Source organism: Nocardia sp. NPDC051833 (genome assembly GCF_040681225.1).
Classification (GTDB): Bacteria; Actinomycetota; Actinomycetes; order Mycobacteriales; family Mycobacteriaceae; genus Nocardia.
This window is the reverse complement of record NZ_JBFAYK010000003.1, coordinates 249,525-269,000: the sequence shown is the minus strand read 5'-3', so window position 1 is coordinate 269,000 and position 19,476 is coordinate 249,525. Positions and strand designations below refer to the sequence as shown.

At 66.9% G+C, this 19,476-nt stretch carries 17 protein-coding genes and 2 pseudogenes; 8 read left to right on the top strand and 11 right to left on the bottom strand.

Features of this window, described 5'->3' with window-relative positions; translation table 11 throughout:
* The first annotated feature begins 35 nt into the window (after window positions 1-35).
* The 6 genes and pseudogenes from AB0L91_RS25890 (at window position 36) to AB0L91_RS25865 (ending at window position 6,125) form a co-directional block, all read left to right on the top strand.
* The gene (locus AB0L91_RS25890) at window positions 36-683 is read left to right on the top strand and encodes a hypothetical protein (RefSeq protein ID WP_365014255.1); all 648 of its coding nucleotides are present in this window, start codon (window positions 36-38) and stop codon (window positions 681-683) included.
* Window positions 676-2,043 (top strand): glutamine synthetase, encoded by a 1,368-nt coding sequence (locus AB0L91_RS25885; RefSeq protein ID WP_365014253.1) that lies wholly within the window; start codon window positions 676-678, stop codon window positions 2,041-2,043. The genes AB0L91_RS25890 and AB0L91_RS25885 overlap by 8 nt, the downstream gene beginning before the upstream one ends.
* A complete protein-coding gene (locus tag AB0L91_RS25880) occupies window positions 2,040-2,801 on the top strand; it encodes a gamma-glutamyl-gamma-aminobutyrate hydrolase family protein (protein ID WP_365014250.1) in 762 nt (253 codons plus the stop codon). Before AB0L91_RS25885 ends, AB0L91_RS25880 begins: the two co-directional genes overlap by 4 nt.
* The gene (locus tag AB0L91_RS25875) at window positions 2,798-4,447 is read left to right on the top strand and encodes an AMP-binding protein (RefSeq protein WP_365014248.1); all 1,650 of its coding nucleotides are present in this window, start codon (window positions 2,798-2,800) and stop codon (window positions 4,445-4,447) included. The genes AB0L91_RS25880 and AB0L91_RS25875 overlap by 4 nt, the downstream gene beginning before the upstream one ends.
* A 27-nt stretch (window positions 4,448-4,474) precedes the next feature.
* A pseudogene (locus AB0L91_RS25870) lies at window positions 4,475-4,665 on the top strand (alcohol dehydrogenase); the annotation flags it as partial.
* A gap of 2 nt (window positions 4,666-4,667) precedes the next feature.
* Window positions 4,668-6,125, top strand: a complete 1,458-nt coding sequence (locus AB0L91_RS25865; RefSeq protein ID WP_365015281.1) for an aldehyde dehydrogenase — start codon at window positions 4,668-4,670, stop codon at window positions 6,123-6,125.
* Window positions 6,126-6,143: 18 nt separating this feature from the next.
* On the opposite strand, the gene AB0L91_RS25860 is transcribed toward AB0L91_RS25865, so the two are convergent.
* The 4 genes from AB0L91_RS25860 to AB0L91_RS25845 all read right to left on the bottom strand — a co-directional run bounded on the left by AB0L91_RS25860 (window position 6,144) and on the right by AB0L91_RS25845 (window position 10,395).
* Window positions 6,144-7,442, bottom strand: a complete 1,299-nt coding sequence (locus AB0L91_RS25860) for a helix-turn-helix domain-containing protein (protein WP_365014245.1) — start codon at window positions 7,440-7,442, stop codon at window positions 6,144-6,146.
* A 137-nt stretch (window positions 7,443-7,579) separates the two neighbouring features.
* Window positions 7,580-8,941 (bottom strand): NAD(P)/FAD-dependent oxidoreductase, encoded by a 1,362-nt coding sequence (locus AB0L91_RS25855; protein WP_365014242.1) that lies wholly within the window; start codon window positions 8,939-8,941, stop codon window positions 7,580-7,582.
* A 17-nt stretch (window positions 8,942-8,958) separates the two neighbouring features.
* A complete protein-coding gene (locus AB0L91_RS25850) occupies window positions 8,959-9,591 on the bottom strand; it encodes an FAD-dependent oxidoreductase (protein WP_365014239.1) in 633 nt (210 codons plus the stop codon).
* Between the two features lie 108 nt (window positions 9,592-9,699).
* Window positions 9,700-10,395: a transporter gene (locus tag AB0L91_RS25845; protein ID WP_365014236.1), complete on the bottom strand. Its 696-nt coding sequence runs from the start codon at window positions 10,393-10,395 to the stop codon at window positions 9,700-9,702.
* Between the two features lie 488 nt (window positions 10,396-10,883).
* Between AB0L91_RS25845 and AB0L91_RS25840 the strand changes: the two genes are divergently transcribed.
* Window positions 10,884-11,552, top strand: a complete 669-nt coding sequence (locus tag AB0L91_RS25840; RefSeq protein ID WP_365014233.1) for a TetR/AcrR family transcriptional regulator — start codon at window positions 10,884-10,886, stop codon at window positions 11,550-11,552.
* Between the two features lie 88 nt (window positions 11,553-11,640).
* On the opposite strand, the gene AB0L91_RS25835 is transcribed toward AB0L91_RS25840, so the two are convergent.
* The 5 genes and pseudogenes from AB0L91_RS25835 to AB0L91_RS25815 form a co-directional block, all read right to left on the bottom strand.
* A complete protein-coding gene (locus AB0L91_RS25835; protein WP_365014230.1) occupies window positions 11,641-12,366 on the bottom strand; it encodes a transporter in 726 nt (241 codons plus the stop codon).
* A 47-nt stretch (window positions 12,367-12,413) separates the two neighbouring features.
* A complete protein-coding gene (locus tag AB0L91_RS25830; protein ID WP_365014227.1) occupies window positions 12,414-13,667 on the bottom strand; it encodes a saccharopine dehydrogenase NADP-binding domain-containing protein in 1,254 nt (417 codons plus the stop codon).
* Between the two features lie 324 nt (window positions 13,668-13,991).
* Window positions 13,992-15,178 (bottom strand): annotated as a pseudogene (locus AB0L91_RS25825) (biotin/lipoyl-containing protein); the annotation flags it as partial.
* 451 nt (window positions 15,179-15,629) lie between these two features.
* Window positions 15,630-16,082 carry a flavodoxin domain-containing protein gene (locus AB0L91_RS25820; RefSeq protein ID WP_365014224.1) on the bottom strand — a complete coding sequence of 151 codons (453 nt, stop codon included), beginning with the start codon at window positions 16,080-16,082 and terminating at the stop codon, window positions 15,630-15,632.
* A 65-nt stretch (window positions 16,083-16,147) separates the two neighbouring features.
* Complete coding sequence (locus tag AB0L91_RS25815) at window positions 16,148-16,792, bottom strand: TetR/AcrR family transcriptional regulator (protein ID WP_365014221.1); 645 nt, start codon at window positions 16,790-16,792, stop codon at window positions 16,148-16,150.
* A 169-nt stretch (window positions 16,793-16,961) separates the two neighbouring features.
* On the opposite strand from AB0L91_RS25815, the gene AB0L91_RS25810 reads away from it, so the two are divergent.
* Window positions 16,962-17,900: an NAD-dependent epimerase/dehydratase family protein gene (locus AB0L91_RS25810; RefSeq protein ID WP_365014219.1), complete on the top strand. Its 939-nt coding sequence runs from the start codon at window positions 16,962-16,964 to the stop codon at window positions 17,898-17,900.
* Between the two features lie 50 nt (window positions 17,901-17,950).
* Here the strand turns inward: AB0L91_RS25810 and AB0L91_RS25805 are convergent, their stop codons facing one another.
* Both AB0L91_RS25805 and AB0L91_RS25800 read right to left on the bottom strand, forming a co-directional pair.
* On the bottom strand, window positions 17,951-18,073 hold the full coding sequence (locus AB0L91_RS25805; RefSeq protein ID WP_365014217.1) for a hypothetical protein: 123 nt from the start codon (window positions 18,071-18,073) through the stop codon (window positions 17,951-17,953).
* 235 nt (window positions 18,074-18,308) lie between these two features.
* Window positions 18,309-19,307 (bottom strand): alpha/beta hydrolase family protein, encoded by a 999-nt coding sequence (locus AB0L91_RS25800; RefSeq protein WP_365014214.1) that lies wholly within the window; start codon window positions 19,305-19,307, stop codon window positions 18,309-18,311.
* Window positions 19,308-19,476 lie beyond the last annotated feature (169 nt).

Sequence of the window (19,476 nt, the reverse complement as noted above, 5' to 3'; positions counted from 1 at the left end):
CATCTCCCCCAGCAACGCCAGTGATGAAGGAACAGATGGAAACCACCACACCCACCGCGACGCAGGTCGCGGAGCAACTCCGGGTCACGATCGAGGACGACGCCACCCCTGTCGTCCGCCTGATCGGCCGGACCCTGCGCGATTCCGCCCGGCAGGGTCACGCCCCCGACGCATTCGAAGGTCGCTCCGGCAGCGTCGCGGTGCGGTCACACGCCACCCCGCAGGCGGCCACCGTGACCTTCGCCGCCGGTGCTGTGACCGTGACCGGTGGCGTCTTCGTTCCCACCGATGCCACCGTGGTGGTCGACCTCGAGGCACGATTCTCCAGCGTGGCGACGGAGGGCGACCGGGAACTCGCCGACGCGCTGCTGCGGGCTCTGGATGTCCCGCAGCCCGAGTGGCGCGCGGCGGCGGCTCACTTCTGGGAAACCACCCGGGGCGTGCGCGGCATCCCCGACGTCCTCGTCGCGGTCGCGGCCGGCCCGGACGGCCCGCAGGAGGCCCGATTCGGCGACGGCCCCAGCGTCTACCGGGTCGTCGGCACCCCCGACGTGCTGGCCGGAGTCTTCACCGGCAGCGATTCCCTGTTCACCGCCTTGGGACGTGGTCTGCGCGTCCAGGGCACCCTGGCTCAGCTGTCGGCTATGACCGCCGCATCGTGGAAGGCCCGTTTCGATGTCTGATCTCACCATCGCCGAGGCGACCTCGTCCCGCCCACCCGTCAAGGCGTTCCGCGTCGAGGCCACCAACCACGACGGCAGCTTCATGGGCAAGAACGTCACACCCGCGAAGTTCGCCTCCGGTCAGAACTCCGGATTCGCCTTCGCCGACGTCCTGTTCGCCATCGACATGGGTACCGACGTCGTGTTCGGGGATGCCTACCCGGAATGGCGCGGCAACCTCTACGACATCGCGCTGATCCCCGACATGAACACCCTCGTGGAATGGAAGCCCGGCGTCCACTCCGTGATCGGCGACTTCTGGCTCGCAGACGGCCGCCCGGTGCCGATCTGTCCGCGAAACCTCCTGCGCCGGCTGATCGAACGCCTCGCCACCCTGGGCTACACCGCCACCGTCGCGGTGGAGATCGAGACCACCCTGTTCGAGGAGTCCATCCAGGAGGCCAGGGCCCGCGGATACCGCGACCTGACCCCGCTCGGCGGCGAAACCGGCGCCACCTACAACCTTGCCAGGTCTTCGGACTGGATCGACTACATGGAGGCCGTCACCGACCGGCTCGACGAGCTCGGCATCACCTGGGAGGCATGGACCGACGAGGCCGCGCCGGGCCAGACCGAACTGAACATCGCGCCAGCCGACCCGCTGACGCTCACCGACTCCTGGGTGCGGGCGAAGCAGGTGATGCGCGAGATCGCCTGCAAGATGGGTCGGTCGGTCACCTTCATGGCCAAGCCGACCGCTGGATTCGGGCAGGGCGCGCACCTGAACGTCTCGCTGCAGCGTGACGGTGAGAATCAGTTCTATTCGCCGGACGGTCCGTCCGAGACCATGCTGCACGCGGTCGGCGGGCTGATGGCCACGATGGCGGGCAATACGCTGCTCGCGTTGCCGCAGATCACCTCGTACCGGCGTCTCGTCGACGTCTCCGGACCGCCGACAACGATCAGCTGGGGCGTGCACAACAAGACCGCGGCGCTGCGCGCTGTCGTCGGCCATCCCAAGTACTCCCGGCTCGAATATCGGGTTCCCGGCTCGGATGTCAATCCGTACTACGCGCTGGCCGGTGTCCTCGCCGGAATCGTGGCGGGCATCGAGCGGAAGATCCCGGCACCCCCACAGGTCGAGGACATGGCGTGGTGTCTTCCGGATGACTGTGGTGTCGAACGGATCCCCGATTCGATGACGAAGGCGATCACGGCGCTCGACGCCGACGAGATCCTCCGCGAGTACCTCGGAGACGAGTTCGTCGACTTCTGGACGGCATCCCGCAGGTGGGAGTGGATGCAGTTCCACACCACCGGTGGCGATCCCTACGCCGAACTGTCCGAGTGGGAGTCCCGGCGCTACTTCGAGTTCTCATGAGCCGAAAGCCGTTGGTCGGCATCACCGGCCGTCGCTTCCAGCTGAGTCTGCTGGCCGGCGCCGACCCCCGATACGGGAAGGCGTGCATGGATTCGTTCATGTCCGCCTTCGCGACCCGAATCGCGAAGGCGGGTGGGATACCCGTGCATCTGCCGTACGACGCCGATCCGCTCGACACGTGCGAGTGGCTGAGCGGGGTGGTCATCACGGGCGGGCAGGACGTGCACCCCGCCCGTTGGGGCGGCGACACGTCGGTCGTCCGCGACATCGACCCGCGAAGCGACACCAACGCGCACGATTCCGAGCGCGACGAATACGAGTTCGCGCTGGCCCGTGCCGCGATCGACCGCGGGGTCCCGCTCCTCGGGGTATGCCGAGGACTGCAGGTGCTCAACATCTCGCTCGGTGGCACCTTGATCGCGGACCTGGCGCCGGGACCGATCCCGCACCTGTCGGCGCAGAGCGCCCCCACCGACGGCGACGCCGAGCACGTGGTGACCTTCGAGCCCAGCTCGACCGCCGCCCGGATCTTCGGGCCGAGCGTGGTGACCAACTCGTGGCACCACCAGGCCATCGACCGGTGCGGAACGGGGCTGGTGGTGACCGGACGTACCCCCGAAGGGGTGATCGAAGCAGTGGAGGTGCCCGGCCGGCCGATCCTCGGCGTGCAGTGGCACCCCGAGTGGATGGAACGGGACGACCCGGCGATGGCCTGGATCGTCGAAGAATCGAGTAAACGGCAGGAGGCCCGGCGATGACAACCGAAACGGATGCGGTGGAGAACGCGCCGCTCCGCCGCACCGTCGCCCCCGACGAGATCGGGGCGATCCCCCGAGTTCGGACCGTTACCGGCCTGCTGGCCGCCGGTGCCGCGCATCACCCCGGTGTCGAACTGCTGCGCTTCGGCGACGAGTCCTGGACCTACCAGCGAGTCGACGCGGCCTCGTCGCGGCTGGCCAACCGGCTCATCGCGACCGACCACCTGGCGCCGGGCGACCGTGTCGCGATCATGTTGCCCAATGTGGTGGGCTGGCCCCTGACGTGGCTCGGAGTGCTCAAGGCAGGTGCCGTCGCCGTGCCGGTGAATTCTGCCTACCGCGCCGCCGATCTGCACTTCGTGCTGCGGGATTCGGGCGCCCGCGTGATCGTGACCGATGCCGATCATCTCCCGCTCGTGGGCGAAGTGATCGCCGGTGATCCGGCTCTCTCGCACGTCACAGCCATCGATATCGAGGACGCGAGAGACGCCGCGTTTCCCGCCACGGCCCCGGACGTCGCGGTCGGCCCGGAGACCCTCGCGAACCTTCAGTACACCTCGGGCACCACCGGATTTCCCAAGGCGTGCATGCTGACCCACGACTACTGGACCCGGATCGGGTGGGCCTGCGCCGCGGCCGTCGGGCTCGGCCCAGACGACGTCCTGCTGACCGCCCAGCCGTTCTCGTACATGGATCCGCAGTGGAACACTGTGCTGGCCCTCACGATCGGCGCCCCATTGGTGGTGTTGCCGCGCTTCTCCGCCTCGGGCTACATGGCCGAGGTCCGTCGGCACGGAGCTACCTTCTGCTACGTCCTCGGGTCCATGCCAACTCTGCTGTTCAAACAACCGCCCCACCCCGATGACCGGGACAATCGATTGCGCGCGGTGTTCTGTTCCGCGATCCCCGCGGCACTGCACCCGGACCTGGAACAGCGTTGGGGCGCGCCGTGGCGCGAGGTCTACGGCATGACGGAGAGCGGGATCGACCTGTTCAGTCCGTTCGAGGACACCGCGGCCGTGGGGAGCGGCGCCCTCGGGCATCCGGTGCCGACCAAACAGGTCAGGATCGTGGATGCGGACGGTGCCGAGGCGCCCGCCGGGATACCCGGCGAGCTGATCGTGTCCGGCGCGCCGATGATGCTCGGCTACTGGAACCGGCCCGAGGAGACCGCACAGACTCTGCGCGACGGCTGGCTGCACACCGGTGACCTGGCCGTCGCCGACGAGCGAGGCGAGCTGCGGCTGGTGGGACGACTCAAGGACATGGTGCGCCGGGGCGGCGAGAACGTAGCCGCCGTCGAGGTGGAGGCCGCGCTCGAACACGACGACACCGTGGTGTCGTCCGCGGTCGTCGCCGAGCCCGACGACGTGCTCGGCGAGGAGATCAAGGCCTTCGTGCAGCTCGCCGGCGGGATACCGGCGGATCGGGCGACGGCCGCGGCGATCATCGCCCGGGTCGCCGAGCGGCTCGCGAAGTTCAAGGTGCCGCGCTATGTCGAGTTCGTCGCGGACTTCCCGCGCACTCCGTCACAGCGGGTGTCGAAGCCCGCGCTCGTTGCCCGTGCCGCCGAGTCGCCCGGCGCGGTCTTCGACCTGCGCGGCCAGGCACATTCGATTGCCGACAGACAGGTGGAAGAGACGTGACCCGCGCGATCCTCGAGCCCCGGCCACCGCGCTCGCGAAGACATCACCCAGTTCGCCCGGCTGTACCAGCAGGGTCGCCTGCTGCTCGACGAGATGGTCACCGACGTCATCCGCTCGAGCAGATCAATGCGGGCTTCGAGGCGATGAAGTCCGGCGATGTGACCCGCATCGTCATCGCCATGCCAACCCGACCCGACACCGCGGAGACGACCCCATGACCATCACGACCATCACGCTCACCCAGCCACGCAGCTACATCGCGGGCGAGTGGGTCGACTGCGACATCCTCGATTCCTGGAACGTCGACCCGAACACCGGCGAGCCGGTGCACCGGATGGTCACCACCTCTGCCACCGACTTCGAGCGGGCGCTCCAGCTCGCGGAGCGCGTCTACGACGCGACGGACTTCACGAGCGAGGATTTCCGGATCGAGCGCGCCGAAGCGCTCGAACGGGCCGCGGACAAGATCGAGGAACGGATCGAGGAGATCGCCCGCGTCGACGCCCTCACCAGCGGCACGCCGATCCGGGCGACGCGCACGGTCGCGGCCTTCCTGCCGCACCGGCTGCGCGGCGCTGCCGCCGAGGCACGCAATCTTGCCCGTGTCGTCTCCCTCGAGGCGGGCGGCCGCGACGTCCGGCTTCACCGGATCCCATGGGGCCCAGCCGCGATCCTCACCCCGTGGAACGGGCCCAGCTTCATCCCCGCGGCAAAAGCAGCCAGCGCGATCGCCGCCGGCTGCCCGGTACTGCTCAAGCCCTCCGAGCACGCCCCCGCCAGCGCGCAGGTGATCGTCGAATGCTTCGTAGACGCCGGGCTGCCCGATGGTGCGCTACAACTCGTGCACGGGGCCGGCGAAATCGGCGCCGCGCTCACCGGCGACCGGCGGATCCAGGTGGTGTCGTTCACCGGCGGCCCAGGCGGCGGCCGGGCCATCGCCCGCGCCGCCGCCGAGGACTTCAAGGTTCTCCAGTTGGAGCTGGGCGGCAACAACCCCGTGCTCGTCCTCGACGACGCTGACATCGATGTGGCTGCCGACGGGATCCTCACCGGCATGACGAACCTCAACGGGCAATGGTGCGAGGGCCCGGGGAAGGTGCTGGCACCGCATCGGCTGGTACAGCCGATCCGCGACGCCCTGGCCGAGCGGATCGCGAACCTGCGGATCGGCCACTCGCTCGACGAGAGCACCGACATCGGTCCGATCTCCAACGAGCCGCACTACCGGACACTGCTGCAGCGAATCGAGGGCTTGCGCGAGTTGGGCGCCGACATCGACCAGCCCGGCGAGCTACCCGGCCTCGCAGGGTTCTTCCTTTCCCCCACGATCGCCACCGGCTCCGATCCCGATCGCACGACGGCCGAGCTGTTCGGCCCGGTGATCTCCCTGCACGGGGTCGACTCGGATATCGACGCGCTGCGCACCGCCAACGCGCACCCGTCGGGCCTGGACGCCTACGTCTTCGGCACCGACACCGACCGCGCGATCGCCATCGGCGCGCGCGTCAAGTCCGGCGAGGTACGAGTCAACGGCGCGAAGGTGCTCGACCTCGGCGACGACTCCGCGCAGAGCTTCTGGGGGCCGTCGGGCATCGGCGGGCACGGACCCGCGGAGTCGGTGCGGGTGTTCTGCGGTGACCGGGTGGTCGGGGTCGACTCGCCAGACCTACCGATGTGACCCTCGTGGTGGTCGTCCTCAGCCGCGCAGCTGCACGAGCATGAGGGCGGCCACCACGCTCGCGGCGTTCTCGGCGAGCGGCACGGGTAGGAGCTGGTCGGCCCGGGCCAGTCGTCGCTCGACGGTGTTGCGGTGCGTGTACAGCCGTTCCGCTGTAGCAGATCCGTTGAACCGTTCCCGGACGTAGGTGAGCACGGTATCCCGCAGCGCGGCATCAGCGGTGGCGAGGTCACCAAGGGTGTCGGCGACGAACTGATCCGCCTGTGCCATGTCGGCACTGAGGACCGAGACCAGAGCGATGTCCTCGTACCGCACCACCCCTCGTGCGGAGCCGACCCGCGCGAGCACTCGCTGGGCGGTCGCGGCATCGACGTGACTTCGGCGGAATCCCTCGAGGTCCTTACCCGGGCGCCCGAAAGCCACGCGGATCCCGCGCCGGTCGGCCATGGCTGCTTGCATCTCTTCGGCCGACGGGACAGCGCTCACAGCCAGCCACACCCACAGCGCGGTAACGCTCGCGTTCAGTGTGAGCCTGCGCGACGCGCCGCACGCTCGCATCACCGCTTCCGCAGCGCCGTCGAGCCCTGCCGCGTCGTCTACCGAGTCGCTCCAAATTATCGCCGCGACGTGGCTGCCCGTCAGGGCGTACCCGAGCCGCGACTCCGCGCGAGCACGACTGATCGGTGCCCCCTCGAGCAGCAACTGGACCGTGGAGTGATGCTCGGCGCCGGCACCCCGGGCCAGTTCCGCTCGTTCTCTTGCGACGTACGCGTCCAGCGATGCGATGGAGTCGTCGATGAACGTCGACATCGACCGCTCAGACACCTTCATCAAGTCACGAAGCTCATCGAGGTCGCTGGTCACGGCGAAACACTCGTCGACCCATGCCGACCACCCACTGTGCTGCGCGCCCCGCCACGCGCCGAGATCGTGCAGGTCCAGCCCACGCCGCACCAGATCACGGGCGAACTGCAGAATATCCGGGTCGACGCTGGGCGCCACCCGAGCGCCCGGATCCTGCAGGTTGGCCGATAGCCAGTGCAGCAGGTTGGTTCTGTTCATTCGCCGATCGGCGGCGACGAGCTGCGGGTCCTCGAGCACCGCACGGTATTCGGCGGCCTCATGTGAGGCCGCGGTCAGCTCGTCGAGGGCTGTCTCCGAGGACGCGAGCAGGCGTTCCGCGACATCACGGATCAACGCCGCGGTGCGTCGACTGGGACGAGGCCAGGAGTCCACCGTCGCACTGTAACGCCACGGGCCGTCTTCCCTCTGCTGGATTCGAACCTGCGGCAGTTGTTCGAAGTCGTCCCGCGACATTCCTGCACCCTCTCTGCGACCTCTTCCACATATCGACTCGCGCGCCGTCCAGAGCGTCTCGGGGACGGTTCCCGCCCCGCCCGGCGATCATCGACGGGGCGGTACGCATCGTGACGGCGCACCTCGGCACCTACGCCTCAGCCCGCCAGGTCTCCGAGGACGGCCTTCGCCGCACGTTCGCCCGACGCGGCCGCGTCGGCCAGCGAAGGCATGTCGAGTGCGTAGTCACCCGCAAACCACAACGGGCCCAGCGGCTGCTGCAGGGTCGCAAGGCTCTTCTTCTGCCCCGGCCCCCAGTAGGGGACGACCCGGTGATGGCGCCGGACAATCGGGGTACCGAGTTTGCCGTCGAGCTCGGGGTAGATCGACAGCAGGTCGCGGCTGAAGCGGTCGGCGATGTCGTCATCGCTGAGCTCGAACAGCGCGTCTGCCTTGCTGCCGCCCGCGAAACACGCGAGTGCGCCACCGGGGTTCCGCGGCCCCGAACCTCGCTGCGCCGCAGAGTGATTGAACACTGCCTGAAACTCGAGCAGCGGGGTCGATACACCGTAGTAGTCGTCCCATCGCGACGGGCCCTCCTCTTCGGTGAAGTACCCGACGACCACGTAGCGACCGTATCCGATGGCACCCAATGCCGCCCGATAGTCCTCGGGCAGGCCGGACACGATCCGTGCCGCGATGTCGGCCGGTACCGCGATGATCACGCGCTTGGCGTGAATCTGTGCCGCGCCTTCCGCGTCGGTGTAGCGCACGAGGACCTCGTCGCCCTTCCGCTCCACGGAGTCCACCGAGGCGCCGAGCCGCAATCGGTCACCCAGGCCCTCGGCGAGAATATCGGTCAGCGTCTGATTACCGCCTTCCGGGAGGGAGAAATTGGGAACCTTGCCTGGATCAGCGAGTGCGACGCTCATGGAGATGACGAATTGCGGGGCCGCGGTCTCGTCCGGGTCGCATCCCATCCACTGCCCGGTCCATGAGTTAACCATCGCATGCGCGACCGGCGACTTCACGCCCTCGAGAACGTAAGCCGCCGACTTCTTGTCCAGCGCCGATCGGATGCGGTTGTAGAACGATCGGCCCTCGAATCGCGGGTCGAGACCCACTGCGGCCGAGACGATCCGGGCACCCACTTTCGCAAGAGCAACGCGGTCGGCGAACGTCATTCGCGTCCGGAACATCAGCGCGATCGGGTTGGCCGTATCCACCATTCTGCCGTTGAGCAGAAGTCCTACCTTCTTCCCGGCGAGCGTTCCGCGATGGATTCGATGCTTGTCGAGCTCGTCGATCAGCGCGCCTGTTCCCTCGGTGAACTGCGTGCCCACATTGACCCAGTACTCACCCCTTCGCACAGACTCGACACGACCGCCGGCGCGATCGGACGCCTCGAGAACGACCACGTCCGCTCCGTCGGACAACGTTGTGCCCGACATCAATCCGGCGATCCCCGCGCCGACAACGACGACATCGCGGCGCTCCTCGCGCACCATCCCGTGGGCCATCACAAATCAACTCCTCACTAACTCGAATTAGACTCGAGTTCTAATAATTTCGGGACCGGGCGGCCGTTGTCAAACCAGAGGACAGAGGTTTCCGGCGAGCATTCCGACTCGAAGACGCGTGACCCTCCGCCGGCCGAATTCCTTGGATCCCGGCCGGATTCGATCAAGCCCGAACCGCTTCGAGCAGCCCGGGGCAGGAAGAATTCACAACCCTCGACTGCGAAGGATCGACACTTTCCAGGTAGCAGGCAGACTCGAACAAGTCGGTCGGCGCCACCGCTCCAGGCACCTGCAATCAACGTGAGCGACCGAGGCTTGCCAGCACCCGAACACCGCCTGGAATGACAGTTGAGGCGCCGAAATCCCGAAGTGCTTGTCCCATCGCTGCGGCCCGACCTCGTCGGTGAAGGAGCCGACCACGAGCGGACGATCGTGGCAGCCGGCTCCGAGCGATGCTCTTGCCCGCGAGGGAACCATTCGATGTCGTGCCGGTCGAGGGCGTCGATCAACATGCCGGTGCCCTCGGTGAACTGGGTCCCGACATTGATCCAGCAGTTGCCCTGGCGGACGGTTTCGACGCGTCCGCCTGTGCGATCGGTGGACTCGAGCACCACCACCCCAACCTCGGACGCGAGGGTGGTCGCGGCCATCAACCGGCCATCTCGGCACCGATGACAACCACCTCGGCGGCTTCTACGTGCGCATGATGCGTTGCCATGTCGGCTCCCGCCTCTGAGTTGCTCGAAGAAGTGCGGCGACTACGCGGCGACGACTGCATCGTTCGCCTCCGCAGAGGCGGCTACGCGTTTGTTGTAGGCATCGAATGCCCGATAGGCACGGAAGTACACGAACATCTGCAAACCCCAGGATGACAGGGCAAGAACATAGAAGAGCGTGTGCTTGGGGTCGTCCCCGGGGATCTCGACGAAATCGTAGGACGCCGCGACCAGAAATCCGCACGCAGCGGCAGCGGCCGTCCACGTGGCGTGCCCACGCTCGCCGATCTGCCACAGCCTGGCAACGAAGTAGATCATGAACATTGTGGTGAGCACATTGACCACGACGAAGAAGATCTTGGCCGGCAGCCCGATAGTGTCCTGATACCCGACCAGAAGAAGGCCCGCGATACCCGCGAGGACGAACACCCCGATGTCCACCGTCACCGACGGCCTATACCGGTGAGTGACCTTCATCAACCCGAGCACCAGAATCAGTGTGATACCGACCGACCGGGAGAACGCGTCCAAAAAGGCTGCAGCGCTGTACATAGGGCTGTCGTGCCCGGCCTTCAGCAGGCCGTAGATCAGGAAGTTCGTTCCCGATGTCGCCACGATGATCCACTCGATTCCGAGCAGATAGTTCTTGTAGTCCCGAATGAACTTGAGGCCGTAGATGAAACCGACTGAGATCATCCAGATGTCCGCGACCGCGAAAAGCAGTTCCCTGATAGACATGGTCTTCTCCTTGAAGAGTGACACGCCGTCGGAGGCAATGGGCGGTCCGTCGGAGGTCAGAGGGGCCCGGTGATGTGGCAGAGTGATCGTCCCGCCCGGACAGGCGATCCACAGGCTCGATGTCGGGCCGCCGAGGGTGTGCTCGAGAAGTCCGACGTGGGCCCCAGGGGTGTGAGGGCCGCCATAACCGTACCCCAAGTGGGTCATGTGATCAAGGCAAATGAACAACTAGCGAAATCCCGCACCTGCCGACCGTCCGGCGGCGGACCCGGCAGGTAGTCGATACCAGGGCGGAAACATCCCCCCCACCAGGTTTCCGACGCCGGCTCGGCAATGCGGGCCGCCGTCGAGTTGTATATAGTCAGATGATCAAGTCTATGAGACCGACCAGACGGCACCGCATCGTTCAGCGCCCGCGCCCACACGATTCCCACCGCCGTCCACAGCGTGACTTGATCAAACGTTCAGATGGCGTCAAGGAGTTCCAGATGGGCCGCATTCCCGCCGCTGAGCGTCGCGCCGAGCTGGTGGCGGCGGCAGTGCGCGTCATCGCCGTCCACGGAGTCGACGGGGCCACCACGCGCCGCATCGCCGAGCAAGCACACGCCCCACTGGCAACGCTGCACTACTGCTTCGCCACCAAGGAGGCACTCTTCGCGGCAGTCTTGGACCATCTCGCCGTCGAGTACCGCACAGTGCTGACCCGCACCGACATCCACGGTGATGTACAGAAGACCGCCCGAGGATTGTTGCGCGCGGTCCTGCAGTGGTATCTGGAGAACCCCGACTTGGGGTCGAGTATCCTCGATTTGGTCAGTTGGGGTCACCGCGAAGGCGGGCAGGCCCGGATTCTGTACTCCGCGACATTCACGACCATGCGCTCAATTTTCGAGCCGTTCACCGCCGATTCGGTCACACCGGATACTGTCGATCGGCTGATCTTCGTGGTGTTCGCATTGTCGGACGGCTTCGGTCTGAACGCGCTGACGTCAACCGACCCTGCCGCTGCTCGGGCTCAACTGGAGTCGACCGTCGGAATGCTCGACGCGTGGATGGAGGTCCACCTCGGCGAACCAGAAGCCCCAACAGCCAGTTCGGCGGATAGCGAGCCCGAATCGCCCATGCGGTCGTTGGTGTCCTGGGTTCGCCGGGACTGACGCCGAGTAGCCCGGAGCGAACCCTCTCCGGCGGCTCACACAAGCGTCGCTCCCGACCGACATCGCGAGCGCCGGATCACGAGATCTCCTACAGGTGAACCGAATTCCGGCCGTGTCCCGGTATCGCCACCGCCGAACTCGTCGCCCTGGACACCGTCGCCTTCCGGTCATTGCTGTTATGCAGCGTTCGATAGCCGTTGTAGTAGACAACCATCTGCGAGGACCAGGTGAGCATAGCCAACGTGTAGAAGATCGTATGGTGCTCATCGTCTCCGGGAATAGCAGCGAAGTCGTAGATACCGGCTACGGCGGCGGCAGCAGCGGTGACGACCATGACGGCCGTGGAATGGCCGCGCTCGCCGATTTCCCACAGCCGCCATGCGAAGTACAGCAGGAACAGTGTGGTCAGTGCATTCATCACGACGTAGAAGATGGCCGCCGCCAACCCGAGGTCGTCCGCGAAGGCGGACATGACCAGGCCACCGACGATCGCGAGCCCGAAGACGCCGATATCGACGGCAATCGAAGGCTTGAAATCGTGGGTGACCTTCAGCAAGCCGAGGACGAGGATGACGGTGATTCCGACCGACCGGGAGAACGCGTCGAAGAAGAAAGCGAGGTGATACATCGGGCTGGTTTCGTCGGCGCCGACCAGCGCGTAGACCAGGAAGTTGGTCCCCGAGGACGCCACAATGATCCACTCGAGGCCGAGCAGGTAATTCTTATAGTTGTTGATGAATTTCCAGCCGAAGGTGAACCCCGCTACGATCATCGAGAGATCGGCGAGTGCGTACAGTGCAATTTTGAGGTCCATGACAAATTCTTCCTTCAGACCCTATCTCCGACACGGCTGCGAAGCCGCTAGCTCGAAACTTCGTAGATCTCCTCACGCGGAGTGCCGACACGCTCGAGGGCTTGATAGACCCGCTCCGGATCGGCCCATTCCTCGGGAGCGAAGACCCCCGCCCGGGTTCCGTGCGGTTCGTCCAGCGCTACCAACATGAACGCTGCGCACGAGGTTCCCGTCGCGGCGGCCATGTTGGCGAGAAAATAGGTCCCGGGCCCAGTCACCGGGGTCCGGCGGCTGACCACCGCGGGGAGACCGTTTCGAAGACCGGTCACTTCGACCTTCAAGCCGGTTCTATGCGGAAAGGTATGCCCCACGGCAGCCAGCGCGATGAATTTGACCACCTGGGTCCACGTCGCCTCGCCACTGCGGACCACGGACCGCAATCCGGAAAAGACGTGACGAAAGCCCTTGATGCTGCCGCCCTTGTTCGTCATGAGAGCCTCCAGGAAGTCGATTGCTTCCTTCATGGACATGCGACCCTTCTGTACGGCCAGACCGACGCCGCGAATCACGCCGTTGTAAGGAGCGGGATCCAGTCCGCCGAAGCAACGAATATTCTTGGCGTCCGGGTACTGCCGCGGCAACGTGACCGGCTCTGGATGAGCGGTCTCGTGCATCATCGTCAGACCGAGCCCACCGCCCATTTCCGTCCAGCGGGTTTCCACCCACGACTGATGCAGCGCGGGACCGCCATTCTCCCAGGTCATACACGGGCCGGCGGCGACTCGCAGCATATGGTCGAGAACCGCTCGGCCGACGGCCCCACGCTCGTCGCCGACCACCCAGTACATGTCGATGTCGGAGACCGTGTCCAGTTCGGCGGCGGCGTCGGCGGCCAGGATGTTGGTGAAGCCTGGCGAGGCACCGCAGCCGATGTACATCGGCACCCCGGCCTCGCGGGCAGCCTCACGTAGCGACATGGCGTGCAGAGTGCTCTCGATGTCGTCGCCGAAATCGAGATAGGGCACCTTCGCCGCCAGGCACGCCTCCATCACCGGGCCCGCGGTTCGGGTGTACGGACCCGCGCCGAGCACCACGAGCGCAGCACCCTGGACGGCGGTGTCCAGCTGTTCGCGGTCGAACAGGTCGAGCCGGGCGGCGGTCGCGCGACCGGGAGGCAGTTGATGCACCAGCGACGCGAGCAGTTCGGGGCGAATGTCGTACAGGGCGAGTTCCCAGTCCCCGCCCGCGATGGCGAAACGTTCGATGGCGAGGCGGCACATCTCGCCCGCGGCCCCGATGAAGACAATTCTCTTGGTGCCCATGGGCGTACTCCTGCGTGGTGTCATGGGTCGCGCCTGGCGCCCCGGCAAGACTCGTAGTCGATTCGAGTTCGACTTCAACATAGCGCCGGGATGAACACCTGCAGTCTCCGGAATGAAAAACCCAGGTAAATTCCATGTATCCCTGACCCAGCTGTGCTCACGGACCAGTCGCCGTTCCAGTCGGTCGCGTAGGCAGCGCTCACTTCCGCACTCGGCCCGGCCCGCGAAACCGGCATCGGTCAATAGCCCGAAGGTGCGCTGGCCCGGCCATGCCGCACAACGCACGCAGGAGTCGCGCCGACCCTGCGCGCGTCAACGAAAGCGCTATCGCGCCCGGTATCCGTAGGCCGACATCTTTTCGAACTCGACGAGCAGGTCGCCGCCGTCCACCGAGGCGACCGACGGAATAGCGATTCGGTGGATCACGCCCCCGATCGGCGTCGTGATCGCGGCTTCCATCTTCATCGGCTCGATGATGCCGATCCGGCCGCCGGCCTCGACCCGGGTCGCCCACCGCCGCCGTCACAGTGACGACGCCGGAGAACGGCGTCGCGGCTACGTGTTTCGGGTTGTCGGCCTGCGCCTTCTCCGAGGTCGCCATCGCGATGTCCAGGCTGCGATCCCGAACCACCACGGGCCGGAGCTGGCCGTTGATCACGCACAGCATGGTGCGCATACCGCGCTCGTCGGGCTCGCTGATGGCTTCGAGCCCGATGATCAACTCGACGCCTCGCTCCAGCCGGACGCGGCGTTCCTCACCGTGTCGCAGCCCGTAGAAGAGTGGTTAGTCGACAGCGAGGTCGCGTCGCCGTACGCGGCCCGGTGCTCGACGAATTCCCGGGTGGGGCCGGGGAACAGGAGCCGGTTGAGAGTCTGCTGCCGCAGCGCATGGTCGTCGCCGGCGAGGGCAGCGAGGTCATTCGTCGACAGCTCGACCTCGCCGACGGCCGGTGCCCGGCCCGCGAGCGCCCGGCTCCGCAGCGGTTCCGGCCAGCCGCCGACCGGATCGCCGAGGTAGCCGCGCAGAAATCCGATCACCGACTCGGCAGATCCTGGCGGCCGGGGTCCGCGGCGAACTCCTCGGCACCGATACCTGAACCCACCAGGGCCAGCGCCAGATCGCCCACCGCATTCGAGGACGGCCTGACCTTGACCAGCCGTCCGAGCATCCGGTCCGCCGCCGCGTACGCGGCCTCGACCTGCTCGAACCGATCGTCGAGACCGAGCGCGACAGCCTGCTGCCGGAGGTTGGAGAGCTGCCCGCCGGGGATCTCGTGGGTGTACACCCGTCCGGTCTGCGACGGCAGGCCGGTCTCGAATGCCTGGTAGGTGGTGCGCACCGCCTCCCAGTACGGTTCCAGATCGCAGACTGCCGCGAGGTCGAGCCCGGTGTCGCGTTCCGTGTGGGCGGTGAGCGCGACGATCGAGGCCAGCGAGGGCTGGCTCGCGGTGCCCGCGAGCGGCGACGAGGCACCGTCGACCGCGTCCGCACCGGCATGGACCGCCGCCAGGCCTGCCGCACACGCTGACGGGCAAGCGTCTCGAGGTTCCGGTCAAACGGGTGTTGCAAAGAGCGACGCCGACCACCGTCGCCTCTCTCGGCGACTCGTCGGTCCTGGTTCAGTTCGTCGCCATCGCCGCCGCGCGTCATCGCACTCGAACGAGCGTGCACTGATCCAGAATTCGTGTCGGTGACTGTCCTCGCGAAGCCGGTTCATGGCGCAGTCGCGGCACGAGTGCTACCGAGTCGAGCCGGAAGCCGACACCGCGTACCCGCCTCCACCGTCGCTGGAGGCGACCCGTACGGAAAGTTGTGATGCCTGCCCGGCGGCAACAACCGGCACACCGGGATTTCGATGCGGCCGATGGTCTTCCACCACCCGACCGGGTGGTGGAAACCAGCCCGAGCCCGCGCCCGGAATTCGAACAGGGCAGGCGGCGACGCGGATCTGGGCGCCGGGGTCAGACGGCCGCGTAGCTGTGCAGCGGGAGGGTCGCCGCCCACTGCCTGGCCAGGTCCTTGGGCTTGATCTCGGTCGAGGCATCGTGGCGAGCGTGTTCGCCGACCTGCACGGCGCCGCACTCGGCCAGCTTCTCGGCGGCGATCTCGCCACCCCGATTGAAGGTGTCACCGTAGACGCTGTCGCCGAGGCCGAAGACCGCGAAGCGCAGACCGGTCAGATCGGGACGGGTGGTATCGAGGGTGTCGAAGAACGGTTCGGCGCCGGTGGGCAGATCGCCGTCACCGTAGGTCGAGCAGACGACGATGTGGAAGTCCGCCGGGTCCAGATCGCCGGGGTCGAAGTCGGTCATGTCATAGACCGAGACCTCATGGCTCGCCAGCTCGTCGGCCAGGCAGTCCGCCACCGATTCGGACGTGCCCAGCTCCGATCCGAAGAGGATGACCACGCGCACCAGAAGACCTCACTCTCCCATTAGGTTATCTATGCCTAACCTAACATTTTATCCGGCAGTGTGGGTCACCCTGGCAGACCGACGAGGTCGGCCATCAGCGCCGCCTGGTGGTCGAAGTAGTCGGAGACCGCCGTGACGGTCTGATCCAGCCGGCCGAACACCTCGAAGCCGACGAGGCCGAACAACTGCGTCCACCCGGCGAAGATCAGGGCGAGCCGGTTCTCGTCCAGATCTCCCGGCTGCTCGTCGATGAGGCGGCGCAGGTCGGCGCGCAGCGGCTCGGTCATCGGAGTGGACACGGGACCCGGTCCGAGATCAGCGTCGACGACGATGCGCACCAGCAACAGCACGACCGCGGAGGCCGGGGTGACAGTGTCCGCCGGCGCGCTGTACCCCGGAACCGGTGTGCCATAGAGCAGTCCGTATTCGGCGGGGTGCGCCAGCGCCCACGCACGCACACCGCGCCAGACCGCATACCAGCGACCACGACCATCGGCCCGATCCACCGCCGCCTCGGCGGCAACCGCGGCTTCGGCCAGCGACTCGTAGGCCTCCAGAATCAGCGCGGTCAGCAGCGCGTCCCGGTTCGGAAAGTACCGGTAGAGCGCAGACGCCACGATGTCCAGCTCCCGGGCGACCGCACGCAACGACAGATCCGCCCCCTGGGTGGCGAGGTGACGACGCGCAACCCGCTTGATCTCCTCGGTCATTTCCTCGCGCACCCGCGAACGCAGTGATCTGGCTGTCATGGAACCAGTGTCGCACAGGCCGAGAACACCGAGTCGATTCGAGAACACCGTTCTTGACGCGTCTCGAGCCTTCCGAGTACGGTGAACTGGAACAGAAACACTGTTCTCTCATCTCCGAGAAGGAGCAGCCATGTCGCTGCATGTCGTCGTCGGCGCGGGTCCGGTCGGCACCGCGACCGCGCACTTGCTGGCCGACGCGGGACACGACGTCCGAGTGGTCACCCGCCGTGGCGGCGGCCCGACGCACCCGTCGATCGAGCTGATCGCCGCCGACGCCAACGATGCCGCCGCCCTGACCCGCCTCACCGAAGGCGCTGCGGCGCTCTACAGCTGCGCCGGCCCCACCTACCACCGCTGGCCGCAGGAATGGCCGCCGCTGAGCGCCGCACTGCGCGCCGCCGCACAGCAGACCGGCGCGGTCCTGGCGACCACCGGAAACCTCTACGGCTACGGCCTCGTCGACGGACCGATGACCGAGCAGACTCCGCTCCGCCCCAACACCGTGAAAGGCCGTGTCCGAGCGCAGATCTGGCTGGACGCGCTCGCCGACCACGAGGCCGGGCGACTGCGCACCGTCGAAGTACGCGGGTCGGACTACCTGGGTGCGGCCGTGGTGTCGTCGTTCACCGTGCTGGTCCTGCCCCGGATCCTGGCCGGGCGCCGAGCCTCGATCACCGCGGATCTCGACGCCCCACACAGCTGGACTTACGTCGGCGACGTCGCTCGCACGCTGGTGACCGTCGCGTCCGACGAATCCGCGTGGGGCAGACCATGGCACGTCCCGACCCCACCGCCGATGTCGGTGCGCGCACTCGCCGAGCGCCTGGCGGAACTGGCAGGCACCGCACCCGCCCGGGTGAGCACCCTGCCGGGCGCCGCCCTGCGGCTGGCGGGCCTGTTCGATCCCGCCGCACGCGCGATGATCGAGATGCGCTACCAGACGGACCGCCCGTTCGTCATGGACTCCTCCGCGGCCACGTCCGCGTTCGGCCTCACACCGACCCCGACCGACGTGGCGCTGCGCGAAATGATCTCGGCCGCCCGGGAACACACGACCGCATCGGCATGACCCGATCACTCACCACCATCGGGTCATGCCGATGGTGGTGGCACTCTCGTTCAGTGGCGGCATCCCGTCGCCAGCGATTCGAGCGGCACCGCCTCGGCCATGGCCAGGTATCCGGCGGAGTTCGGGTCGAGATTGTCGGCGCCGGCGTCCAGCCGGGTTCTGCGAATGTGCACAGTCGTCGACGCCGAAAGGCGCTGCGCCACCCCAGGATGACTGCGACGCGGCTCTGCTGTGGCTACACCGCAAAGCGAACCACCTCGGGATCAATCCACCGGATCGGCGCGGGCAGAGCAAACGCCGGGGCGGGCTCAATGCCGGGGCGTACAGCACGCGGTCGACACGGTCATCGGATTTCGAGTGGGCCCAACTCTCCTACTCAGCCCCTGGTAGCCAATGGGAACAGCCTCGTCAGATACCGAGCCCGCTACGGAGAGTGGGCCACGAGTCGTGTAGCGCCTGCTGCCAATACGGCCAGGAATGGGTGCCGAACACCGTGTACCGCACAGTGGGTCGCAGGCCCGCGCCCCGCATCAATCCTTCGACGGTCCGGGTACAGGCGTGCGCGCCTTCCTCCAGGCTGATAGCCCCAGCGAGGTCGAGCGGGTAGGAGAAGCTGGGATCGAAGTCGACATCGGCCGGCCCCCGCGAGCCGCTCCCGACAGACATGTACAACGCGGTGTTGCGCAGAGCGCCCAGGTGTTTGGTGGGATCGTGGGCAGCCCAACCGGGCGCCAGCGAGCCGCCCCACATCTTGTCCGGGTTCCCCCCACGGTGGTGCACCGCAGCACGGACCATGGGCTGACCGACACCACCCGTGAGCAGACAACCACTGAAGACACCGACCGCCCGGTAGAGGCCAGGGTTACGGAAGGCAAGTGTGGCCGCGGCCTGCCCGCCCATCGACAGCCCCGCGACCGCGTTCACACCGTTCCCGGCGAGCTCCCGATTCAGCAAGGGCGGCAGTTCGTGAGTCAGGAACTGCTCCCAGCGGATGTGACCGAGCGCGTCGTCGTCTTCGAGCCAATCGGTGTAGAACGTGCCACCACCGCCGATCGGCATCACCACGTTGACATTCTTGTCCGCGAAGAAGGCAAGCGCATCGGTGCGCATCGTCCAGGTGCTCTGCGCCTGATCATCACGCGCACCCGTGCCATCGAGCAGATACAGTGTGGGACGCGGTGCGGACCCCCGCGGACGCAGCACGTCCAGGCCGACCACACGTCCCATCGCCGGCGAAGAGACATAGAGCTGCTCCCAGGTATCGTTGCGCGCGACGCGATGATCGATCGTCGCAGTGGCAGCATGCGCCGGGCCCGGCGCCAGTAGCGAGGCGACGATGCCGAGAGCCGCTATCGCGCCGAGGATCCGGCGGTGCATCGTGGCGAACCGAGAAGGTGATGCCGTCATCAGATCCTCCTGGGCCCGGACGGTCGCCGGATCCGACAGGGTTACCGTTTCTGTCCCGAATCCTGTTACCCCACAAGGGATTTACACCCAACGACCGCGTGCTCAGCACGTTGACCAGGTGCGGTTGGCTTCTGCCACTGGTTCGAATGAGAAGGGTGCCCTGCAGTTC

What these genes read in the sequence shown, in the direction of transcription:
- AB0L91_RS25875 (WP_365014248.1), top strand. Translation starts at nt 2,798, where the DNA reads ATGACAACCGAAACGGATGCGGTGGAGAACGCGCCGCTCCGCCGCACC.
- AB0L91_RS25815 (WP_365014221.1), bottom strand. Translation starts at nt 16,792, where the DNA reads ATGACCGAGGAGATCAAGCGGGTTGCGCGTCGTCACCTCGCCACCCAG.
- AB0L91_RS25885 (WP_365014253.1), top strand. Translation starts at nt 676, where the DNA reads ATGTCTGATCTCACCATCGCCGAGGCGACCTCGTCCCGCCCACCCGTC.
- AB0L91_RS25860 (WP_365014245.1), bottom strand. Translation starts at nt 7,442, where the DNA reads ATGTCGCGGGACGACTTCGAACAACTGCCGCAGGTTCGAATCCAGCAG.
- AB0L91_RS25800 (WP_365014214.1), bottom strand. Translation starts at nt 19,307, where the DNA reads ATGACGGCATCACCTTCTCGGTTCGCCACGATGCACCGCCGGATCCTC.
- AB0L91_RS25880 (WP_365014250.1), top strand. Translation starts at nt 2,040, where the DNA reads ATGAGCCGAAAGCCGTTGGTCGGCATCACCGGCCGTCGCTTCCAGCTG.
- AB0L91_RS25845 (WP_365014236.1), bottom strand. Translation starts at nt 10,395, where the DNA reads ATGTCTATCAGGGAACTGCTTTTCGCGGTCGCGGACATCTGGATGATC.
- AB0L91_RS25855 (WP_365014242.1), bottom strand. Translation starts at nt 8,941, where the DNA reads ATGGCCCACGGGATGGTGCGCGAGGAGCGCCGCGATGTCGTCGTTGTC.
- AB0L91_RS25840 (WP_365014233.1), top strand. Translation starts at nt 10,884, where the DNA reads ATGGGCCGCATTCCCGCCGCTGAGCGTCGCGCCGAGCTGGTGGCGGCG.
- AB0L91_RS25810 (WP_365014219.1), top strand. Translation starts at nt 16,962, where the DNA reads ATGTCGCTGCATGTCGTCGTCGGCGCGGGTCCGGTCGGCACCGCGACC.
- AB0L91_RS25890 (WP_365014255.1), top strand. Translation starts at nt 36, where the DNA reads ATGGAAACCACCACACCCACCGCGACGCAGGTCGCGGAGCAACTCCGG.
- AB0L91_RS25850 (WP_365014239.1), bottom strand. Translation starts at nt 9,591, where the DNA reads ATGGCCGCGACCACCCTCGCGTCCGAGGTTGGGGTGGTGGTGCTCGAG.
- AB0L91_RS25835 (WP_365014230.1), bottom strand. Translation starts at nt 12,366, where the DNA reads ATGGACCTCAAAATTGCACTGTACGCACTCGCCGATCTCTCGATGATC.
- AB0L91_RS25830 (WP_365014227.1), bottom strand. Translation starts at nt 13,667, where the DNA reads ATGGGCACCAAGAGAATTGTCTTCATCGGGGCCGCGGGCGAGATGTGC.